The following is a 14,513-nucleotide window of genomic DNA, read 5'->3' as shown; positions in this document are numbered from 1 at the left end:
TCGGCAGGCTGGCGGGTGACCGACCGGACGGCTGAGAGGACGGGCGACCATGGCTGCGGCGCGCTACGAGTACAAGGTCGAGGAGATCCGCGAGGGGCTCATCGGCGGCAAGATGTCCGGCGGGAAGCTGGAGAAGGTGCTCAACGAGCACGCCCGGTCGGGCTGGCAGCTCAAGGCGATCACCTCCGTGGAGGTGAAGGGCCGCATCGGCCCCGGCGGCGTCGACGGCGTGCTGGTCACCTTCGAGCGCCCGGTGGCGTGACGACGGACTCCCGGAGCAGCGACCCGCGGGTCGCGAGGGCCGTCCGGGGGATCCCCCGCGACGAGGCCCTCTCGATGTTCGACAGCGGCTCGGCGGTCGCCGTGGAGGAGATGACCGGACGGTGGCGGGGGAGCGGGGTGCCCACCGGGTCGCCGCTGGACGGGCTGCTGGAGGCCTACGGCTGGTGGGGCAAGGAGTTCCTCGACGCCGAGACCGCGCACCCGCTGCTGTTCGCGACCCGCTCGGGCCCGCGCCCGGTGGAGCCGGCGCTCGTCCCCGTCGGGGTCCTGCGCGGCCTCCCCGGAGTGGCCCGCTCGACGGCGGCCCGGCTGGCGTTCACCGCCGTCCGGCCGTTGCTGACGACGACCCGCCCCACGGCGCGGCTCCGCGCGCTGGAGCACCGCGGCGTCGTCACCGCCGCCATGGTCTACGACCGGCTGCCGATCATCGACGTCTTCCGGCGGGTGGACGGCCGCACCGTGCTCGGCCTGATGGACCTGCGCGGCCTGCCCGACCCGTTCTTCTTCCTGCTCACGCGGGAGAGCTGACCCCCAGCTCGGCGAGCAGCCCGCGGATGCGCCGCTCGATCTCGTCCCGGATCGGCCGCACCGACTCGACGCCCTTGCCGGCCGGGTCCTCGAGGGCCCAGTCGAGGTAGCGCTTGCCCGGGAAGACCGGGCACGCGTCGCCGCAGCCCATGGTGATCACCACGTCGGAGGCCTCGACCGCCTCGGTGGTGAGCACCTTCGGGCGCTGGTCGGAGATGTCGATGCCGACCTCGGCCATGGCCTGGACCGCGGCGGGGTTGACCTGGTCGCCGGGCAGCGAGCCGGCCGAGCGCACCTCGACGGCGTCGCCGCCCAGGTGGCGCAGCCAGCCGGCGGCCATCTGCGAGCGGCCGGCGTTGTGCACGCAGACGAACAGGACGCTGGCGGTCATCGGGTGCTCCTGGCGGTCGTGGGGACGGTCGGGTCGCCGGGGAACCAGCGCCGGGCGGCCCAAAGGGAGACGTAGACGAGGGCGACGAGGACCGGCACCTCGATGAGCGGGCCGACGACGCCGGCGAGGGCCTGCCCGCTGGTGACGCCGAAGGCGCCGATGGCGACGGCGATGGCGAGCTCGAAGTTGTTGCCGGCCGCGGTGAACGCGAGCGTCGCCGTCTTCGCGTAGCCGAGGCCCAGCCGCATGCCGAGCAGGAAGGACCCGCCGAACATGAGGACGAAGTAGGCGAGCAGGGGCAGGGCGATGCGGGCGACGTCCCAGGGGCGGGAGGTGATCGCGTCGCCCTGCAGCGCGAACAACATCACGATCGTGAAGAGCAGGCCGTAGAGGGCGACCGGGCCGATGCGCGGCAGGAACGTGCCCTCGTACCAGTCGCGCCCCTTGCGGCGCTCGCCCAGCGTGCGGGTGAGGAAGCCGGCCAGCAGCGGGATCCCGAGGAACACCAGCACCGACAGCAGGATCGCCCAGACGCTGAACTCCGCGGACGTCGTCGGCAGCCCCAGCCAGCCGGGCAGCACCTGCAGGTAGAACCAGCCCAGCGCGGCGAACGCGAGGATCTGGAACACCGAGTTGATCGCGACCAGGACGGCGGCCGCCTCGCGGTCGCCGCAGGACAGGTCGTTCCAGATGAGCACCATCGCGATGCAGCGGGCCAGGCCCACGATGATCAGCCCGGTCCGGTACTCGGGGAGGTCGGGCAGCAGCAGCCACGCGAGGGCGAACATCAGCGCGGGGCCGAGCAGCCAGTTGAGCACCAGGCTGGCGCTGAGGAGCCGCCGGTCGCCGGTGACCCGGTCCAGCTCGGAGTACCGGACCTTGGCCAGCACGGGGTACATCATCAGCAGCAGGCCGATGGCGATGGGCAGGCTGACGTCGCCCACCTCGACGGCGGAGAGGACGTCGTCCAGGCCCGGCACCCAGCGGCCCAGCACCAGGCCGAGCGCCATCGCCGCGACGATCCAGACCGGCAGGAAGCGGTCGAGGGTGGAGAGCTTCCGGAGGACGGGGGCGTCGTCCGGGACGTCGGTGCGCGCGGTCTCGCGGACGGCGTCGCTCACGCGGGGACCGCGGTCTCGAACAGGCCGGCGACGGCGCGCAGCGCGGCCGGGCGGACGGCGTAGTACACCCACACCCCGCGCTTCTCCCGGTCCAGCAGCCCCGCCGAGTGCAGCACCTTCAGGTGGTGGCTGATCGTCGCCTGGGTGAGGTCGAAGGCGTCGTTCAGGTCGCACACGCAGGCCTCGCCGCTCGCGCTGGAGGCGATGAGGCTGACCAGCCGCAGGCGGACCGGGTCGGCCAGCGCCTTGAGCAGCGGCGCGACCTGCTCGGCCTGCTCGGCGGACATCGCGGTGCCGGACAGCGGGGTGCAGCAGGCCAGGGCGGGCTCGCTCATCGGGTCTCCTTCGTCGGACGTCGACCGACATCGTAACGATGACCATCGTATTGACAAGCATCGATACGAGGTGTTCATTCTGCGTTCAGACATCGACGTCCGTCTATGTCACGTCCCTCCAGGAGGCCCCCGTGTCCCGTGTGCAGCTCGCCCTCCGCGTCGCCGACCTCGACGCCGCCGTCGACTTCTACTCGCGCCTCTTCGGCACCGCGCCGGCCAAGCGCCGCCCCGGCTACGCCAACTTCGCGGTCGTCGAGCCGCCGCTGAAGCTCGTGCTGCTGGAGGGCGAGGCCGGGGAGCCCACCCGCATGGACCACCTCGGGGTCGAGGTCGCCTCGACCGACGAGGTCACCGCCGCGACCGGCCGGCTCGCCGAGGCGGGGCTGGCCACGCGGGCCGAGGAGGGCACGACCTGCTGCTACGCCGTCCAGGACAAGGTCTGGGTGACCGGGCCCGGTGGGGAGCCGTGGGAGGTCTACACCGTCACGGCGGACGCGCGTCCCGACCTGGAGGGGAAGACCGACGCGGAGCTCTCCGCCGTCTCCGGGGACGGCACCTGCTGCCGGACGGACGCGCAACCCGCCGCCGCCTGCTGCTGACGCCGCGCGAGCGGAGCCCCCGCCGCTCCTGGCTCACCGCTCGGGGTCCCGGCTCAGCACCGACCGTGAGCCAGGACCCCGGGGAACCAGGTGACCTGGTCGACACGGGAGGGCAGGATGCCGCCGTGGATCTCGACGAGGTGGCCGACGAGCTGTACGCCGTCCCGCCCGAGGAGTTCGTCTCCCTGCGGAAGGCGCGCCAGGACGAGGCCCGGGCCGAGGGCGACAAGGCGCTGGCCAAGGAGATCGGCGGGCTGCCCAAGGCCTCGGCCGCCGCGTGGGCGTGCAATGTGCTCGTGCGGGAGCAGCGCACCGAGATCGAGGGCCTCGTCGAGCTGGGCGAGCTGCTGCGGGAGGCCCAGGAGAACCTCGCCGGCGACCAGCTGCGGGCCCTGGACGTGCAGCGGCGCCAGCTGCTCACCGCCCTGACCCGCCAGGCGCGGGCGCTGGCGCACGCCCAGGGTCACCCGGTGAGCGCGTCGGTGGCGACGCAGGTCGAGGAGACACTGCGGGCCGCGATGTCCGACCCGGAGGCGGGCCGGGCGCTGCTCACCGGCCGGCTGACCTCACCCATGTCCTACAGCGGCATGGGGACGACGGTCGCCCGGCCCGACCTGCGGCTGGTCCACCCACCGCGCCCGAAGCCCGCCGAGAAGCTAGCCCGGCCGCCGGCACGCGCGAAGCGGGAGGAGGCGGGGGAGTCGGCGGCCGCCCGGCGACGCCGGGCCGACGAGGAGCGGACCCGGGCCGCGGAGGAGAAGCGGCGGCGCGAGCTGGCCGCCGCGCAGCAGGCGGTCGACCGGGCAGAGGCGGCCGCCGCGGAGGCGGCGGAGGTGCTGGAGGAGCACCGCCGCGTCACGGCGGAGCTGGCCGCCCGCGAGCAGGAGCTCCGGGCCCGCGTCGACGAGCTGGCCGACCAGCTGGCCGACGCCGAGCGCCAGGCGGGGGACGCGGCGGCGGCTCTGCGGCGCGAGGAGCGCCGGCGGGCCGGTGCCGAGCGGGACGCCGCGGAGGCGGCCGAGGCGCACGACCGCGCCGTCGCCAGGCTCGCCTCGCTGTCCGACGAGGCGCCGGGCTGATGCGCACGGCCCCGCGCCCCCCGCCTGTTCGGCAGGCCGTCGGTACCGCGGGCTCCCTCCCGGCTGTGGCGCACCGGGTGTCCAGGGTCGGAGAGGGCGTCAGCGGCAGAGCGTGACCGGATCGGAACACGAGACGTCACTGCCGGAAATGTTCCCGCCACAGGTTGGTCACGCCGGGCACCTAGCGTGCCGTTGCCCGCCCTGCCCCAGGTGGATCCGCCGCGCCGCGCGGGGGCGGGGAGCTCGATCTCGATTGCGTTGCGGTGCAAGCTGTGCCCTGGGCCACACCTTAGCGCTGAGGTAAGTGTCTCTTCCTACGTCCACCGATCCCGAGGATGGTGTCGTCCATGCGATCCGCCCGACTGTCCGCGAGCGCCCTCGGCGCCGCGATGCTGCTCACCGTCAGCGCCTGCGGAGGCGGAGCCGGTGACGCCGGGGCCGGGGGCGGGGGTGCGGCCGGCGGCGGTGAGGCGCCCCGGATCGCCGCCGTCTTCTCCGGCGTGACGACCGACGCCGACTACACGTTCCTCGGCCTGCAGGCGCTGGAGGCCGCCGAGGAGGAGCACGGCGCCGAGACGACCTACTCGGAGAGCGTCCAGGTGCCCGACGCCGAGCGCGTCCTGCGCGAGTACGTGGCCGACGGCTACAACGTCATCTGGACGCACGGCAGCCAGTTCTACGACGCCACGGTCGCGGTCGCCGCCGAGGCCCCCGACGTCGTCTTCATCGCCGAGCAGGACACCGAGCCCGCCGACGTGCCGGACAACGTCTGGGTCCTCGACCGGAACTTCCACCTGGCCTTCTACCCGCTCGGGGTGCTGGCCGCCGCCGCCTCGCAGACCGGCCAGATCGCCTACCTGGGCGGGGTCACCCTGCCCTTCTCCTACTCCGAGGTGCACGCCGTGGAGCAGGCCCTCGAGGACACCGGCTCGGACGCCGACCTGACGGCGGTGTGGACCGGTGACTTCAACGACCCGACGCGGGCGCAGCAGTTCACCAGCCAGCTCCTCGCCGCCGGCAACGACGTCATCCTCACGTCGCTGAACCTCGGCGTCGTGGGGGCGTTCGAGGCGGTCGGCGACGGCCCGCCCGGGGCTCTCATGACCGCGAAGTACACCGACAAGTCCAACCTCGCCCCCGAGCACTACCTGACCTCGGTGCTCTACGACTTCGAGGTCATGCTCGACGAGATCCTGACCTCGGTCGAGGAGGGGGAGACGGGCGGCTACCTCGGGATGACCTACGACCAGGGCATCTCGCTGCAGGACCCGCAGAACGTCGACCCGGCCGTGCTGGAGCAGGTGAACACGGTCCTCGAGCAGCTCTCGGCCGGTGAGGTCGAGGTCGACCGTGACGTGACGCCGGTCGAATGAGCGGCCCGGCAACCACCGGCCTGGTCGGGGGCGCAGGCCCCGACCAGGCCCGGCCCCTCACGATGACGGGGATCAGCAAGTCCTTCGGACCGGTCCGCGCCCTCGTGGACGCCGACTTCGAACTCGCTCCCGGCGAGGTGCACGGCCTGGTCGGCGGCAACGGCGCGGGCAAGACCACGCTGATGAACGTGCTCTACGGGCTCTACCGGGCGGATGCGGGCGAGATCCGGGTGGACGGCCGCCCGGTGCAGATCCGCTCACCCCGCGACGCCATCGAGCTGGGGATCGGCATGGTCCACCAGCACCTGCTGCAGGTGTCGACCTACTCGGTGGTCGAGAACGTGGTGCTGGGCACGAGCGGCAGGTCCGGCGGCCTGCGAAACGCCGCCACCCGGGTGTCGGAGCTGTCCGACCGGTTCGGCCTCGCGGTCGATCCCCGGCAGCGGACCGACCGCCTCTCGGTGGGCGCCCGGCAGCGGGTGGAGATCCTCAAGGTGCTGTATCGCGGCGCGCGGGTGGTCATCCTCGACGAGCCGACGACCAACCTCACGCCGCAGGAGGTCGACGACCTGTTCGCGTCCCTGCGCGAGATCGTCGCCGAGGGCACCAGCATCGTGTTCATCTCGCACAAGGTCCGCGAGGTGCTGGCCATCTGCGACCGCATCTCCGTGATGCGCGACGGCCGCCGGATGACCACGGTGCGCCGCGCCGACACCGACGCGCAGGGGCTCGCCTCGCTCATGGTCGGCGAGCTCGCCGAGCCGTCCTCCGACCTGGCCGCGGCCCTGGGGCTCGGCGCGGTCGGCGCCGAGCCGGTCGAGCACCACGCGGGGACGACGGCCGGGTCCGCCACCCTGCTGCAGGTCTCCGGCCTGGTGGTGCACAACGACCAGGGCGTGCCGGCCTTGCACGGGGTGGACTTCGGCGTCGCAGCGGGGGAGGTCGTCGGTGTCGCCGGCGTGGCCGGCAACGGGCAGGTCGAGCTCGCCGAGGCACTGGCGGGGGTCCGCCCGGTGCACTCGGGCGAGGTGCGGATCGGCGGCACCGGCCTGGCCGGCCGGCCGACCCGGCACTGGCTGGACGCCGGCGTCGCCTACGTGCCGGAGGACCGGCACCGCGACGGCATCCTCGGCGCCGCCTCGGTCACCGACAACCTGCTGCTGGGCTCGCAACGCAACCCGGCGCACCGCCGCGGTGGCCTGATCCAGTGGCGGCGGGTGCGCGAGCACGCCGTGCAGACGATCGAGCGGTACACCATCAAGACCCCCGGGCCCGATGCGCCGGCCGGCAACCTCTCCGGCGGCAACATCCAGCGGCTGGTGCTGGCGCGGGCGTTCGATCGGGAGCCCTCGGTCCTGGTCCTGCAGAACCCGACCCGCGGCCTGGACCTGCGGTCGGCCCGGTTCGTCTACGACCGCGTCAACGAGGCACGCGACCGCGGGTGCGCCGTGGTGCTGATCTCCGAGGACCTCGACGAGCTCAGCCTGCTGGCCGACCGGATGGTGGTCCTCTACTCGGGCCGGATCGTCGGCGAGCGCCGGCGCGGCGACTACGACGCATACGCGCTGGGCCGCCTCATGGCCGGCGTCCAGGAGACCGCATGACCAGCCCCGTGCTCACCGAGCCGGACGCCGTCGCACCGGCGGCGCCCAGCCTGCTCGCCCGCCTGCTGCGCGGCCTGCTGCCCTACGTGCTCGCCCTGGCGGCCGCCTTCGCGGTCTCCGGGATCGTCATCGCCGCGCTCGGCTACGACGTCGGCGGGGCCTTCCGGACCATCCTCACGACGTCCTTCCGGACCGGGTTCGGCTTCACCGAGACCCTGACCAAGTGGGTTCCGCTCACGCTGCTGGCCCTCGCCTTCACGATCCCGCTGGCCGTCGGCCGGTTCAACATCGGCGGTGAGGGCCAGCTCCTGGTCGGCGCGACCGCGTCGGCCGGTGTCGGGATCGTCTACGCCGGCCTGCCGGCCGCCGCACTCCTGCCGCTGGCGATCGTCGCCGGTGTGCTGGCAGGCGCGGTCTGGGCCGGGATCGCGGCGTTCCTCATGGGCCGGTTCGGGGTCAACGAGATCCTCAGCACCGTCCTGCTCAACTTCGTCGCCTTCCAGGTGGTCGACTACGCCGCGACCGAGATCTGGTCCGACCCGGCCGCGGGCGTGGCGGCCACCCAGCGCGTCGGCGCCGGCGCGCTGCTGCCCGACATGGGCGGGCCGCCCGGCGTGCACGCGGGCATCCTGCTCGCCGTGCTCGTCTCGCTGGCGACGATCGTGGTCACCCGGGGCACCCCCGCGGGCTTCGAGCTGCGGGCGGCCGGTACCAACCCGCGCGCGGCGGCGATCAACGGCATCCGGGTGGAGAAGATCGCCGTCGTCGCGCTGATCATCGGCGGCGCGCTCGGCGGCCTGGCCGGCGCCCTCGAGGTCGTCGGTGTGCACGGCCGGGCCATCGAGGGCATGCAGGCCAACTTCCTGCTGCTCGGCATCATCATCGGGCTGATCGCCCGCGGCAGCGCCCTCTGGGTGCCCGTGGTCGCCTTCGGCATCGCGATCCTCGAGGTCGGCGCGAGCTCGATGCAGCGCACCGTCGGCGTCCCGGCCGAGATGGTCCTGATCATCGAGGCCCTGATCCTGATCTTCCTGCTGCTCTCCGACGTGATCGCAGCCCGTCTGGCGAGGAGAGTCGCATGACCGAGTTCACGTCCCTGGCCCAGCTCACGGTGATCGCGATGGTCCCGTACCTGCTGGCGTCGCTGGGCACCATGCTGGGTGGGCTGGCCGGCGTCTTCAGCGTCTCCCAGGAAGGCATCATGCTGCTGGGCGCCTCGGTCGGGTTCCTGATCAGCTTCGCCACGGACAGCAGCACCCTCGGCATCCTGCTCGCCGCGGGGGTGGGCGCCGTCTTCGGCTTCGCGCTCGGGTGGGCGACGACCATCCTGCGACTGGACCAGTTCGTCGTCGGTCTGGCGCTGTTCTTCGCCGCCACCGGGCTGGCCGGGCTCCTCTACCGGGTGGTGATCGGCCAGACCGCGACCACTCCGCGCACCGACACCCTGCCGCGCCTGGAGATCCCGCTGCTCAGCGACATCCCGGTCCTGGGCACGGTCTTCTTCTCGCACAACGCGCTGGTGTACTTCGCCGGGGTGCTCGCCGTGGCGCTCTACTTCTTCCTGTACCGGACCAGGGCCGGGCTCGACCTGCGATCGGTCGGGGAGAACCCGCGGGCGGCCGACAGCCTCGGCATCGCCGTCGTCCGCACCCGGCTGTGGACGACGACGGCCGGCGGCGCGCTCATGGGCATCGCCGGAGCGTTCCTGCCGCTGATCTACACCGGCACCTTCACCGAGGGCATCGTGGGTGGCCGGGGGTGGCTGGCGATCGCGCTCACCTTCTTCGGCGGCTGGCGCCCGCAGTTCATCGTGGCGGGAGCCCTGTTCTTCGCCGCGATGGAGGTGGTCGCCCTGCGCACCGAGATCGCAGGGACCGACATCCCGGGGCAGCTGCTCCTGGTGATCCCCTACGTGGCGACCCTCGTCGTCATGATCTTCGCCTTCCGCTGGGCGCGGGTGCCGCAGTTCCTCGGCCGCAACTACGACCGGGAGAGCCGGACCGGCTGACCGGAGCCGCCGGTACCGAACTCCTGCCGGTGGGGGCGCCGGACTGCCCGCATCCGCCGACGTCGCGCGGAGGTTCCGAGGACCGGTCCTGCGGAGCCCGGCCGCCGTGGCCAGGCCGGGCACCTGAGCGGCTCAGCCCATCGTCTTCCGGCCGTCCAGGGACTCCCGCAGGATGTCGGCGTGGCCCGCGTGCTGGGCGGTCTCGGCGACGATGTGCAGGAACACCCTCCGCGCCGACCGGGTGGCGCCCGGCGCGAACCACGGCGCCTCCGGCAGGGGGTGCGAGACGTCCAGGTCGGGCAGCGTGCGCACCAGGTCGTCGGTGCGCCGGGCCACCTCGGCGTAGTCGGCGAGCACGCCGGCGAGCGTCTCGCCCGGCAGCAGACGGAAGCCGTCCTGCCAGTCACCGACGCCGGCCGCGTCGGCCGGCGCGGCCATGGCCTGGGTGCCCTCCACGACGAAGCGGGCCCAGCCCGCCTCGGTCGCGGCCACGTGCTTGACCAGGCCGCCGAGCGTCAACTCGCTCGCGGTCGTCCGCTGCCGCGCCTGCTCGTCGCTGAGCCCCTGCACGGTGTGGCGCAGGAAGTACCGGTGCGCGGCGAGGGTCTCCAGCAGGTCGGCGCGCTCGGGGCTGAGGGCGCTGTCGGTCATCGGGAGGTTCCTTCCGTCGGGTGGGGCGGTCAGGAGTGACGGTAGGGGCCATCGGTGCCACTTTCCGGCCTCGATCGAGGAGGATCTCCACCCGTGGCCGACACCGGGAACCGCACCCTGCGACTGCTTGCCCTCATGCAGACCCGACGCCAGTGGTCCGGTGCCGACCTGTGCGACCGGCTCGGGGTCTCGCTCCGGACCCTGCGGCGGGACGTCGAGCGGCTGCGCGAGATCGGCTACCCGGTGGAGGCGCGCCCGGGTGTCGACGGCGGGTACCGGCTGGCGCCGGGCGCGGTGCTGCCACCGCTGGTGCTCGACGACGACGAGGCCGTCGCGCTGACCGTCGGGCTGCAGGCGGCCGCGCAGACGGCGGTCGCGGGCATGGGGGAGGCGTCGGTGCGGGCCCTCACGAAGGTGGTGCAGGTGCTGCCGGCGCGGCTGCGGCGCCGGGCCGAGGCGCTCGACCGCGTGACGACCCGGGGGGCGTGGGGCGGGGGGCCGCTCGTGGACCCGGGGGTGCTGACCACGGTCGCCGAGGCCTGCCGGGACACCGAGCGGCTCGCCTTCGGCTACACCGACGCCGCCGGTGCGCGCACCGAGCGGCTCGTCGAGCCCACGGCCCTGGTGGCCCTGGGCCGCCGCTGGTACCTCGTCGCCCACGACACCGGGCGGGGGGACTGGCGCAGCTTCCGCCTCGACCGGGTGACCGGGCCCCGGCCGACCGGAGCCCGTTTCGCGCCCCGCCGGCTGCCGGCCGAGAGCCCCGAGGCGTTCGTCCGCGCCGGCACGGACACGCGCACCGGGTCGTTCACCGTCGTGGCCCGGGTGGACGCCCCGGCCGCGGTGGTCCGGTCGCGCACGGGCACCTGGGCGGCGGTCGAGGACGACGGGGACCGGGCCTGCCGGGTCCGCATGGAGACCGACCAGCTGGGCTGGGCCGCCTTCGCGCTGGGCACGGTCGGGGCCGGGTTCACCGTCGAGTCGCCCCCGGAGCTGCGGACCCTGCTGGCCGAGTGGGCCCAGCGGTTCGGCCGGGCGACCCGCTGACGGGGCCGGCGTCGGCTCCTGCGGCGCGCCGGGCGTGCACCCGGCGCGCCATCACGCGGTACCCGGCGATCAGGGCCGCGTTGCCCAGCAGCAGCCAGAGGCCCAGCAGCACCGCTGTCGCCAGTGCCGTCGCCCCGTAGCGGGCGGTGAAGTCGGCGAACTCCAGGTAGACGAGGTACCCGCCGGTGGTGGCGGCCACCAGCCCGGTGGCGGTGGCGGCGCCGACGACGACGTCGCCGACCCGGGTCTCCCAGAGGCGGAACAGCGTGTAGATGAGCCCGATGACCAGGCCCAGGAGCAGCAGCACGCCCAGACCCAGGGTGATCCGCAGGGCCGGACCCGAGCCCAGCAGCCGCGGCACCAGGTACAGCGAGGCGAGCCCCGAGAACACCACGACCGGGAGCACGGCGATGATCGCCAGCGCCAGCAGCCGCCCCGTCCAGCCGCGGATCCGCCGCTCGGTCTCGGGTGCGACGGCGCTGAACGCCCGGGCCAGGGCGGCGCCGTAGGTGGTCGCCGGCCAGACCGCCGCGACGGCCGCCACGGGCCCGGTCGTCGACGCCACGTCGATCAGGGCGCGCAGCACGTCGGCCACCGGGAGCCGGTCCGGCGCCTGGTCCTCCACCTGGGTCCCGAGGTCCTGCAGCGTGGAGTCGTCGACCACCAGACCGGCGACCCAGAACCCCAGCAGCACCATGGGCGGCAGGGAGACCATCGCGTAGAAGGCCAGGCTCGCGCTGGTGGTGAGGAACTCCGGGCTGCGCAGCCAGGCCACGAACCGCCGGACCCGGCGGGGCACCCGCCGGTAGCCCTTCCCCAGCCGCCTCCGGAGCCGGCGGACCCTCTCGCGGGCCTCAACCACAGCTCGGGCCGTCCTCCTCCGGTCGAGCGATCGGCTGCTCCGGCGGCGTCTCGTCGCTGACCTCGGGGCGGTCGGCGCCGGCCGTGCGGCCGAACTGCTGCGTCGCCCACACCGAGCCGTCGGGGGCGCAGAAGAAGCCGATGCCGATGCGGTTCCAGCCGGGGTTGAGCACGTTCACCCGGTGGCCGTCCGAGCGCATCCACCCGACGTGCGCCGTCCCGGCGGACACCGGGCCGGACGCGGTGAAGACGTTCTCCCCGACCCCGGTGAAGCCCTCCAGCTCGTTCCGGCCGAGCACCTCACCCAGGTCCTGGTGCGAGATCCCGCCGGCGCCGGCCATCTCCTCGCTCCACGCCCGCGCCACGGTCGCCAGCCCCTCGTCCCACTCCAGCGGCGGCAGGTCCCGCGCCGCGCGCTCGTCGTTCACCCGATCGAAGACGTCGCGGGCCATCCGGGCGGCGGGGTCGCCGTCCTCGGCCGACGGCGGCTCGTCGGGTTCGGGCGCGGACGCGGTCCCGGCGCCGGGCGAGGGCGAGGTCTCCACGGCGACGCACCCGGTGGAGGTGAGGAGGACGGCGGCGAGCGCGAGCAGGAGCCGGGCGAGCAGGGATCGGGTGACGGCCATGCCGGTCTCCTACCCGGCGGGGTCGCCGGACGCGTCGCGGTGCGGGGCTGTCACGGGATCGTTAGCGTCGCCGGCATGGCCGGGAGCAGCGGGCGGGTCGCCCTCGTCACGGGGTCGGAGTCGGGCATCGGGCGGGCGATCGCGCTCGCCCTGGCGGAGCAGGGCTGCGACGTGGGCATCACCTGGTACCGCGACCGGGCGGCCGGCGAGGCCACCGCCGAGCAGGTGCGGGCGCTCGGCCGGCGCGCCGAGGTGCGCCACCTCGACCTCACCCGGCTCCCCGGCGCCGCCGACGTCGTCGACGAGCTGGCTGACGCGCTCGGCGGCGTCGACGTGCTGGTCAACGACGCCGGCACCGGCCACTCGACCCCGCTGCTGGACCTGGAGTTCGCGACCTGGCGCGAGGTGCTGGCCACCGACCTCGACGGCGCGTTCCTGTGCCTCCAGCGCGCCGCCCGGCGCATGGTCGCCGCCGGCGAGGGCGGGCGGATCGTGAACATCACCAGCGTGCACGAGCACGCCCCGCGCGTCGGCGCGGCCGGCTACTGCGCCGCCAAGGGCGGGCTGGGCCTGCTCACGAAGGTCGCCGCCCTGGAGCTCGCCGAGCACGGGATCACCGTCAACTCCGTCGCGCCCGGCGAGATCGCCACCCCCATGACCGGTCAGGAGGACGAGGACCCGACCGCACCCGGCCACGAGCGCCCCGGCGTCCCGCTGCGCCGGCCCGGCGACGCCCGGGAGGTCGCCGCGGTGGTCGCCTTCCTCGCCTCGCCGGCAGCCGGCTACGTCACCGGGGCGTCGTGGGCGGTGGACGGCGGGATGCTGCAGATGGGCCCCATGGCCGGGTCGCACCTGGCGGCCGACGACTGGCGCCGCGGCTGACCGCGACCGCGCGCCGGGGACTCAGCTGAGCCGGTCGCGCTTGCGCCGGTAGAGCTGGGCGTCGGCGCGGGCCAGCACGGTCGCGAGCTCCTCGCCCGGCCGGGCCGTGGTGACCCCGGCGGTCCAGGCGAAGGGGTGCGTGCCGTCCAGGGCGACCATCAGCTCCCACGCGGCGGCCTCGTCGGTCGCCGGCAGGCAGAGCACGAACTCGTCGCCGCCGTAGCGGCCGAGCAGGTCGGCCCGCCGCAGCCGGCGGCGCCAGCCGACGGTGAGCTCGCGGAGGAGGTCGTCGCCGGCGCGGTGCCCCTCGCGGTCGTTGACCTCCTTGAAGTCGTCCAGGTCCAGGATCGCGAAGCTCAGCGGTTCACCGGTGCGCGCCGCCCGCGACAGGTGCCCGGCCGCCTGCTCCTCCCAGGCGCGGCGGTTGGCCACGCCGGTGAGCGGGTCGGTGCTCGCGGCCCTGCGAAGCTGCCGGGCCAGCCGGCCCTGCACCTCGGTCAGCACGACCACCGAGACGACGACGGCGACCCACGCCGACAGGAAGTCCGAGGGGGCGGCGGCCCACGCACCGGCGCTGCCGCAGAGGACCGCGATCGCGCCGTGCACCCGGGCGGCGGGCAGCGGCAGGAAGTGCGCGGCGTACAGGCTCACCGCGATCAGCGCCGGCCCGAGGCCGACCACGCCCACGGCGGTCGCCGAGCGCCACGCGACCACGCCGATGAGCACGGAGAGGAGGGCGACGCCGGCGTGCAGCAGCCACGGCCGCACACGGCCGGCGGTCGACCGCAGCAGCGCGCCCGCGGTCAGGCCGAGCCCTCCGAGGGCCCACAGCAGCCCGACGGGTGTGGCGTCGTCCATCGGCGCCGCGGCGCCGAACCAGCAGAGGAGACCGCTGATGCCGTAGACCACCGCCAGCAGGGTCGCGGCCGTCCGTGGTCCGGTGTGCACCCAGTTCCTCCGCGTCCTCCCCCCGAGGTCGACCCCTCCATCCTGCGGGGCGAGCCCGGCTGCGCGCCCGGGGGGAAGGGGGCAACGACCCGTCCGGGTGGTGCCGCCACGCTCGTCCGGCGGGGGGCAGGGGGGGTGCGGCGGCGTCGCCGGGGCCGTACGGTGCGGCCAGGGGTCC

The 14,513-nt window shown here is 74.5% G+C and carries 17 protein-coding genes; 10 read left to right on the top strand and 7 right to left on the bottom strand.

Annotated elements, in window-relative coordinates; translation table 11 throughout:
• Nucleotides 1-49: 49 nt before the first annotated feature.
• On the top strand, nucleotides 50-262 hold the full coding sequence (locus ACI79P_RS05315) for a DUF4177 domain-containing protein (RefSeq protein WP_091930363.1): 213 nt from the start codon (nucleotides 50-52) through the stop codon (nucleotides 260-262).
• Nucleotides 259-810, top strand: a complete 552-nt coding sequence (locus ACI79P_RS05310; protein ID WP_456579986.1) for a DUF4334 domain-containing protein — start codon at nucleotides 259-261, stop codon at nucleotides 808-810. The genes ACI79P_RS05315 and ACI79P_RS05310 overlap by 4 nt, the downstream gene beginning before the upstream one ends.
• On the opposite strand, the gene ACI79P_RS05305 is transcribed toward ACI79P_RS05310, so the two are convergent.
• Genes ACI79P_RS05305 through ACI79P_RS05295 form a run of 3 tightly spaced genes read right to left on the bottom strand, consistent with a single transcriptional unit; the run spans nucleotide 794 to nucleotide 2,657 of the window.
• Nucleotides 794-1,201, bottom strand: coding sequence for an arsenate reductase ArsC (locus ACI79P_RS05305; RefSeq protein ID WP_456579985.1), 408 nt, complete (start codon nucleotides 1,199-1,201; stop codon nucleotides 794-796). The two genes, ACI79P_RS05310 and ACI79P_RS05305, sit on opposite strands and share 17 nt — an antisense overlap.
• Nucleotides 1,198-2,322 (bottom strand): ACR3 family arsenite efflux transporter, encoded by a 1,125-nt coding sequence (gene arsB, locus ACI79P_RS05300; protein ID WP_456579984.1) that lies wholly within the window; start codon nucleotides 2,320-2,322, stop codon nucleotides 1,198-1,200. Before arsB ends, ACI79P_RS05305 begins: the two co-directional genes overlap by 4 nt.
• Nucleotides 2,319-2,657 (bottom strand): metalloregulator ArsR/SmtB family transcription factor, encoded by a 339-nt coding sequence (locus ACI79P_RS05295; RefSeq protein ID WP_456579983.1) that lies wholly within the window; start codon nucleotides 2,655-2,657, stop codon nucleotides 2,319-2,321. Before ACI79P_RS05295 ends, arsB begins: the two co-directional genes overlap by 4 nt.
• A 131-nt stretch (nucleotides 2,658-2,788) precedes the next feature.
• Between ACI79P_RS05295 and ACI79P_RS05290 the strand changes: the two genes are divergently transcribed.
• The 6 genes from ACI79P_RS05290 to ACI79P_RS05265 all read left to right on the top strand — a co-directional run bounded on the left by ACI79P_RS05290 (nucleotide 2,789) and on the right by ACI79P_RS05265 (nucleotide 9,320).
• Nucleotides 2,789-3,256: an ArsI/CadI family heavy metal resistance metalloenzyme gene (locus tag ACI79P_RS05290; protein ID WP_456579982.1), complete on the top strand. Its 468-nt coding sequence runs from the start codon at nucleotides 2,789-2,791 to the stop codon at nucleotides 3,254-3,256.
• Nucleotides 3,257-3,381: 125 nt separating this feature from the next.
• The gene (locus tag ACI79P_RS05285) at nucleotides 3,382-4,335 is read left to right on the top strand and encodes a hypothetical protein (RefSeq protein WP_456579981.1); all 954 of its coding nucleotides are present in this window, start codon (nucleotides 3,382-3,384) and stop codon (nucleotides 4,333-4,335) included.
• 347 nt (nucleotides 4,336-4,682) lie between these two features.
• On the top strand, nucleotides 4,683-5,708 hold the full coding sequence (locus ACI79P_RS05280; protein WP_456579980.1) for a BMP family ABC transporter substrate-binding protein: 1,026 nt from the start codon (nucleotides 4,683-4,685) through the stop codon (nucleotides 5,706-5,708).
• Complete coding sequence (locus tag ACI79P_RS05275) at nucleotides 5,705-7,312, top strand: ABC transporter ATP-binding protein (RefSeq protein ID WP_456579979.1); 1,608 nt, start codon at nucleotides 5,705-5,707, stop codon at nucleotides 7,310-7,312. Before ACI79P_RS05280 ends, ACI79P_RS05275 begins: the two co-directional genes overlap by 4 nt.
• Nucleotides 7,309-8,394: an ABC transporter permease gene (locus tag ACI79P_RS05270; protein ID WP_456579978.1), complete on the top strand. Its 1,086-nt coding sequence runs from the start codon at nucleotides 7,309-7,311 to the stop codon at nucleotides 8,392-8,394. Before ACI79P_RS05275 ends, ACI79P_RS05270 begins: the two co-directional genes overlap by 4 nt.
• Nucleotides 8,391-9,320, top strand: coding sequence for an ABC transporter permease (locus ACI79P_RS05265; RefSeq protein WP_456579977.1), 930 nt, complete (start codon nucleotides 8,391-8,393; stop codon nucleotides 9,318-9,320). Before ACI79P_RS05270 ends, ACI79P_RS05265 begins: the two co-directional genes overlap by 4 nt.
• Before the next feature lie 132 nt (nucleotides 9,321-9,452).
• Here ACI79P_RS05265 and ACI79P_RS05260 read toward each other — a convergent pair whose 3' ends face one another.
• Nucleotides 9,453-9,971 carry a DinB family protein gene (locus ACI79P_RS05260; protein ID WP_456579976.1) on the bottom strand — a complete coding sequence of 173 codons (519 nt, stop codon included), beginning with the start codon at nucleotides 9,969-9,971 and terminating at the stop codon, nucleotides 9,453-9,455.
• 93 nt (nucleotides 9,972-10,064) lie between these two features.
• On the opposite strand from ACI79P_RS05260, the gene ACI79P_RS05255 reads away from it, so the two are divergent.
• The gene (locus ACI79P_RS05255; protein ID WP_456579975.1) at nucleotides 10,065-11,018 is read left to right on the top strand and encodes a helix-turn-helix transcriptional regulator; all 954 of its coding nucleotides are present in this window, start codon (nucleotides 10,065-10,067) and stop codon (nucleotides 11,016-11,018) included.
• On the opposite strand, the gene ACI79P_RS05250 is transcribed toward ACI79P_RS05255, so the two are convergent.
• Nucleotides 10,942-11,880: a YhjD/YihY/BrkB family envelope integrity protein gene (locus ACI79P_RS05250; protein ID WP_456579974.1), complete on the bottom strand. Its 939-nt coding sequence runs from the start codon at nucleotides 11,878-11,880 to the stop codon at nucleotides 10,942-10,944. The genes ACI79P_RS05255 and ACI79P_RS05250 overlap by 77 nt on opposite strands.
• Nucleotides 11,873-12,505 carry a CAP domain-containing protein gene (locus ACI79P_RS05245; protein WP_456579973.1) on the bottom strand — a complete coding sequence of 211 codons (633 nt, stop codon included), beginning with the start codon at nucleotides 12,503-12,505 and terminating at the stop codon, nucleotides 11,873-11,875. The genes ACI79P_RS05250 and ACI79P_RS05245 overlap by 8 nt, the downstream gene beginning before the upstream one ends.
• Nucleotides 12,506-12,580: 75 nt before the next feature.
• Between ACI79P_RS05245 and ACI79P_RS05240 the strand changes: the two genes are divergently transcribed.
• Complete coding sequence (locus ACI79P_RS05240) at nucleotides 12,581-13,387, top strand: SDR family oxidoreductase (protein ID WP_456579972.1); 807 nt, start codon at nucleotides 12,581-12,583, stop codon at nucleotides 13,385-13,387.
• A gap of 21 nt (nucleotides 13,388-13,408) precedes the next feature.
• Here ACI79P_RS05240 and ACI79P_RS05235 read toward each other — a convergent pair whose 3' ends face one another.
• Nucleotides 13,409-14,335 carry a GGDEF domain-containing protein gene (locus ACI79P_RS05235; protein WP_456579971.1) on the bottom strand — a complete coding sequence of 309 codons (927 nt, stop codon included), beginning with the start codon at nucleotides 14,333-14,335 and terminating at the stop codon, nucleotides 13,409-13,411.
• Nucleotides 14,336-14,513 lie beyond the last annotated feature (178 nt).

The organism is Blastococcus sp. SYSU DS0510 (assembly GCF_054050835.1).
Note: the sequence above shows the minus strand (reverse complement) of the source record. Positions and strands in the feature narration are given on the sequence as shown.

Coding starts and splice junctions, on each gene's coding strand:
- ACI79P_RS05315 (WP_091930363.1), top strand. CDS start 50: ATGGCTGCGGCGCGCTACGAGTACAAGGTCGAGGAGATCCGCGAGGGG.
- ACI79P_RS05305 (WP_456579985.1), bottom strand. CDS start 1,201: ATGACCGCCAGCGTCCTGTTCGTCTGCGTGCACAACGCCGGCCGCTCG.
- ACI79P_RS05295 (WP_456579983.1), bottom strand. CDS start 2,657: ATGAGCGAGCCCGCCCTGGCCTGCTGCACCCCGCTGTCCGGCACCGCG.
- ACI79P_RS05280 (WP_456579980.1), top strand. CDS start 4,683: ATGCGATCCGCCCGACTGTCCGCGAGCGCCCTCGGCGCCGCGATGCTG.
- ACI79P_RS05275 (WP_456579979.1), top strand. CDS start 5,705: ATGAGCGGCCCGGCAACCACCGGCCTGGTCGGGGGCGCAGGCCCCGAC.
- ACI79P_RS05270 (WP_456579978.1), top strand. CDS start 7,309: ATGACCAGCCCCGTGCTCACCGAGCCGGACGCCGTCGCACCGGCGGCG.
- ACI79P_RS05265 (WP_456579977.1), top strand. CDS start 8,391: ATGACCGAGTTCACGTCCCTGGCCCAGCTCACGGTGATCGCGATGGTC.
- ACI79P_RS05260 (WP_456579976.1), bottom strand. CDS start 9,971: ATGACCGACAGCGCCCTCAGCCCCGAGCGCGCCGACCTGCTGGAGACC.
- ACI79P_RS05245 (WP_456579973.1), bottom strand. CDS start 12,505: ATGGCCGTCACCCGATCCCTGCTCGCCCGGCTCCTGCTCGCGCTCGCC.
- ACI79P_RS05240 (WP_456579972.1), top strand. CDS start 12,581: ATGGCCGGGAGCAGCGGGCGGGTCGCCCTCGTCACGGGGTCGGAGTCG.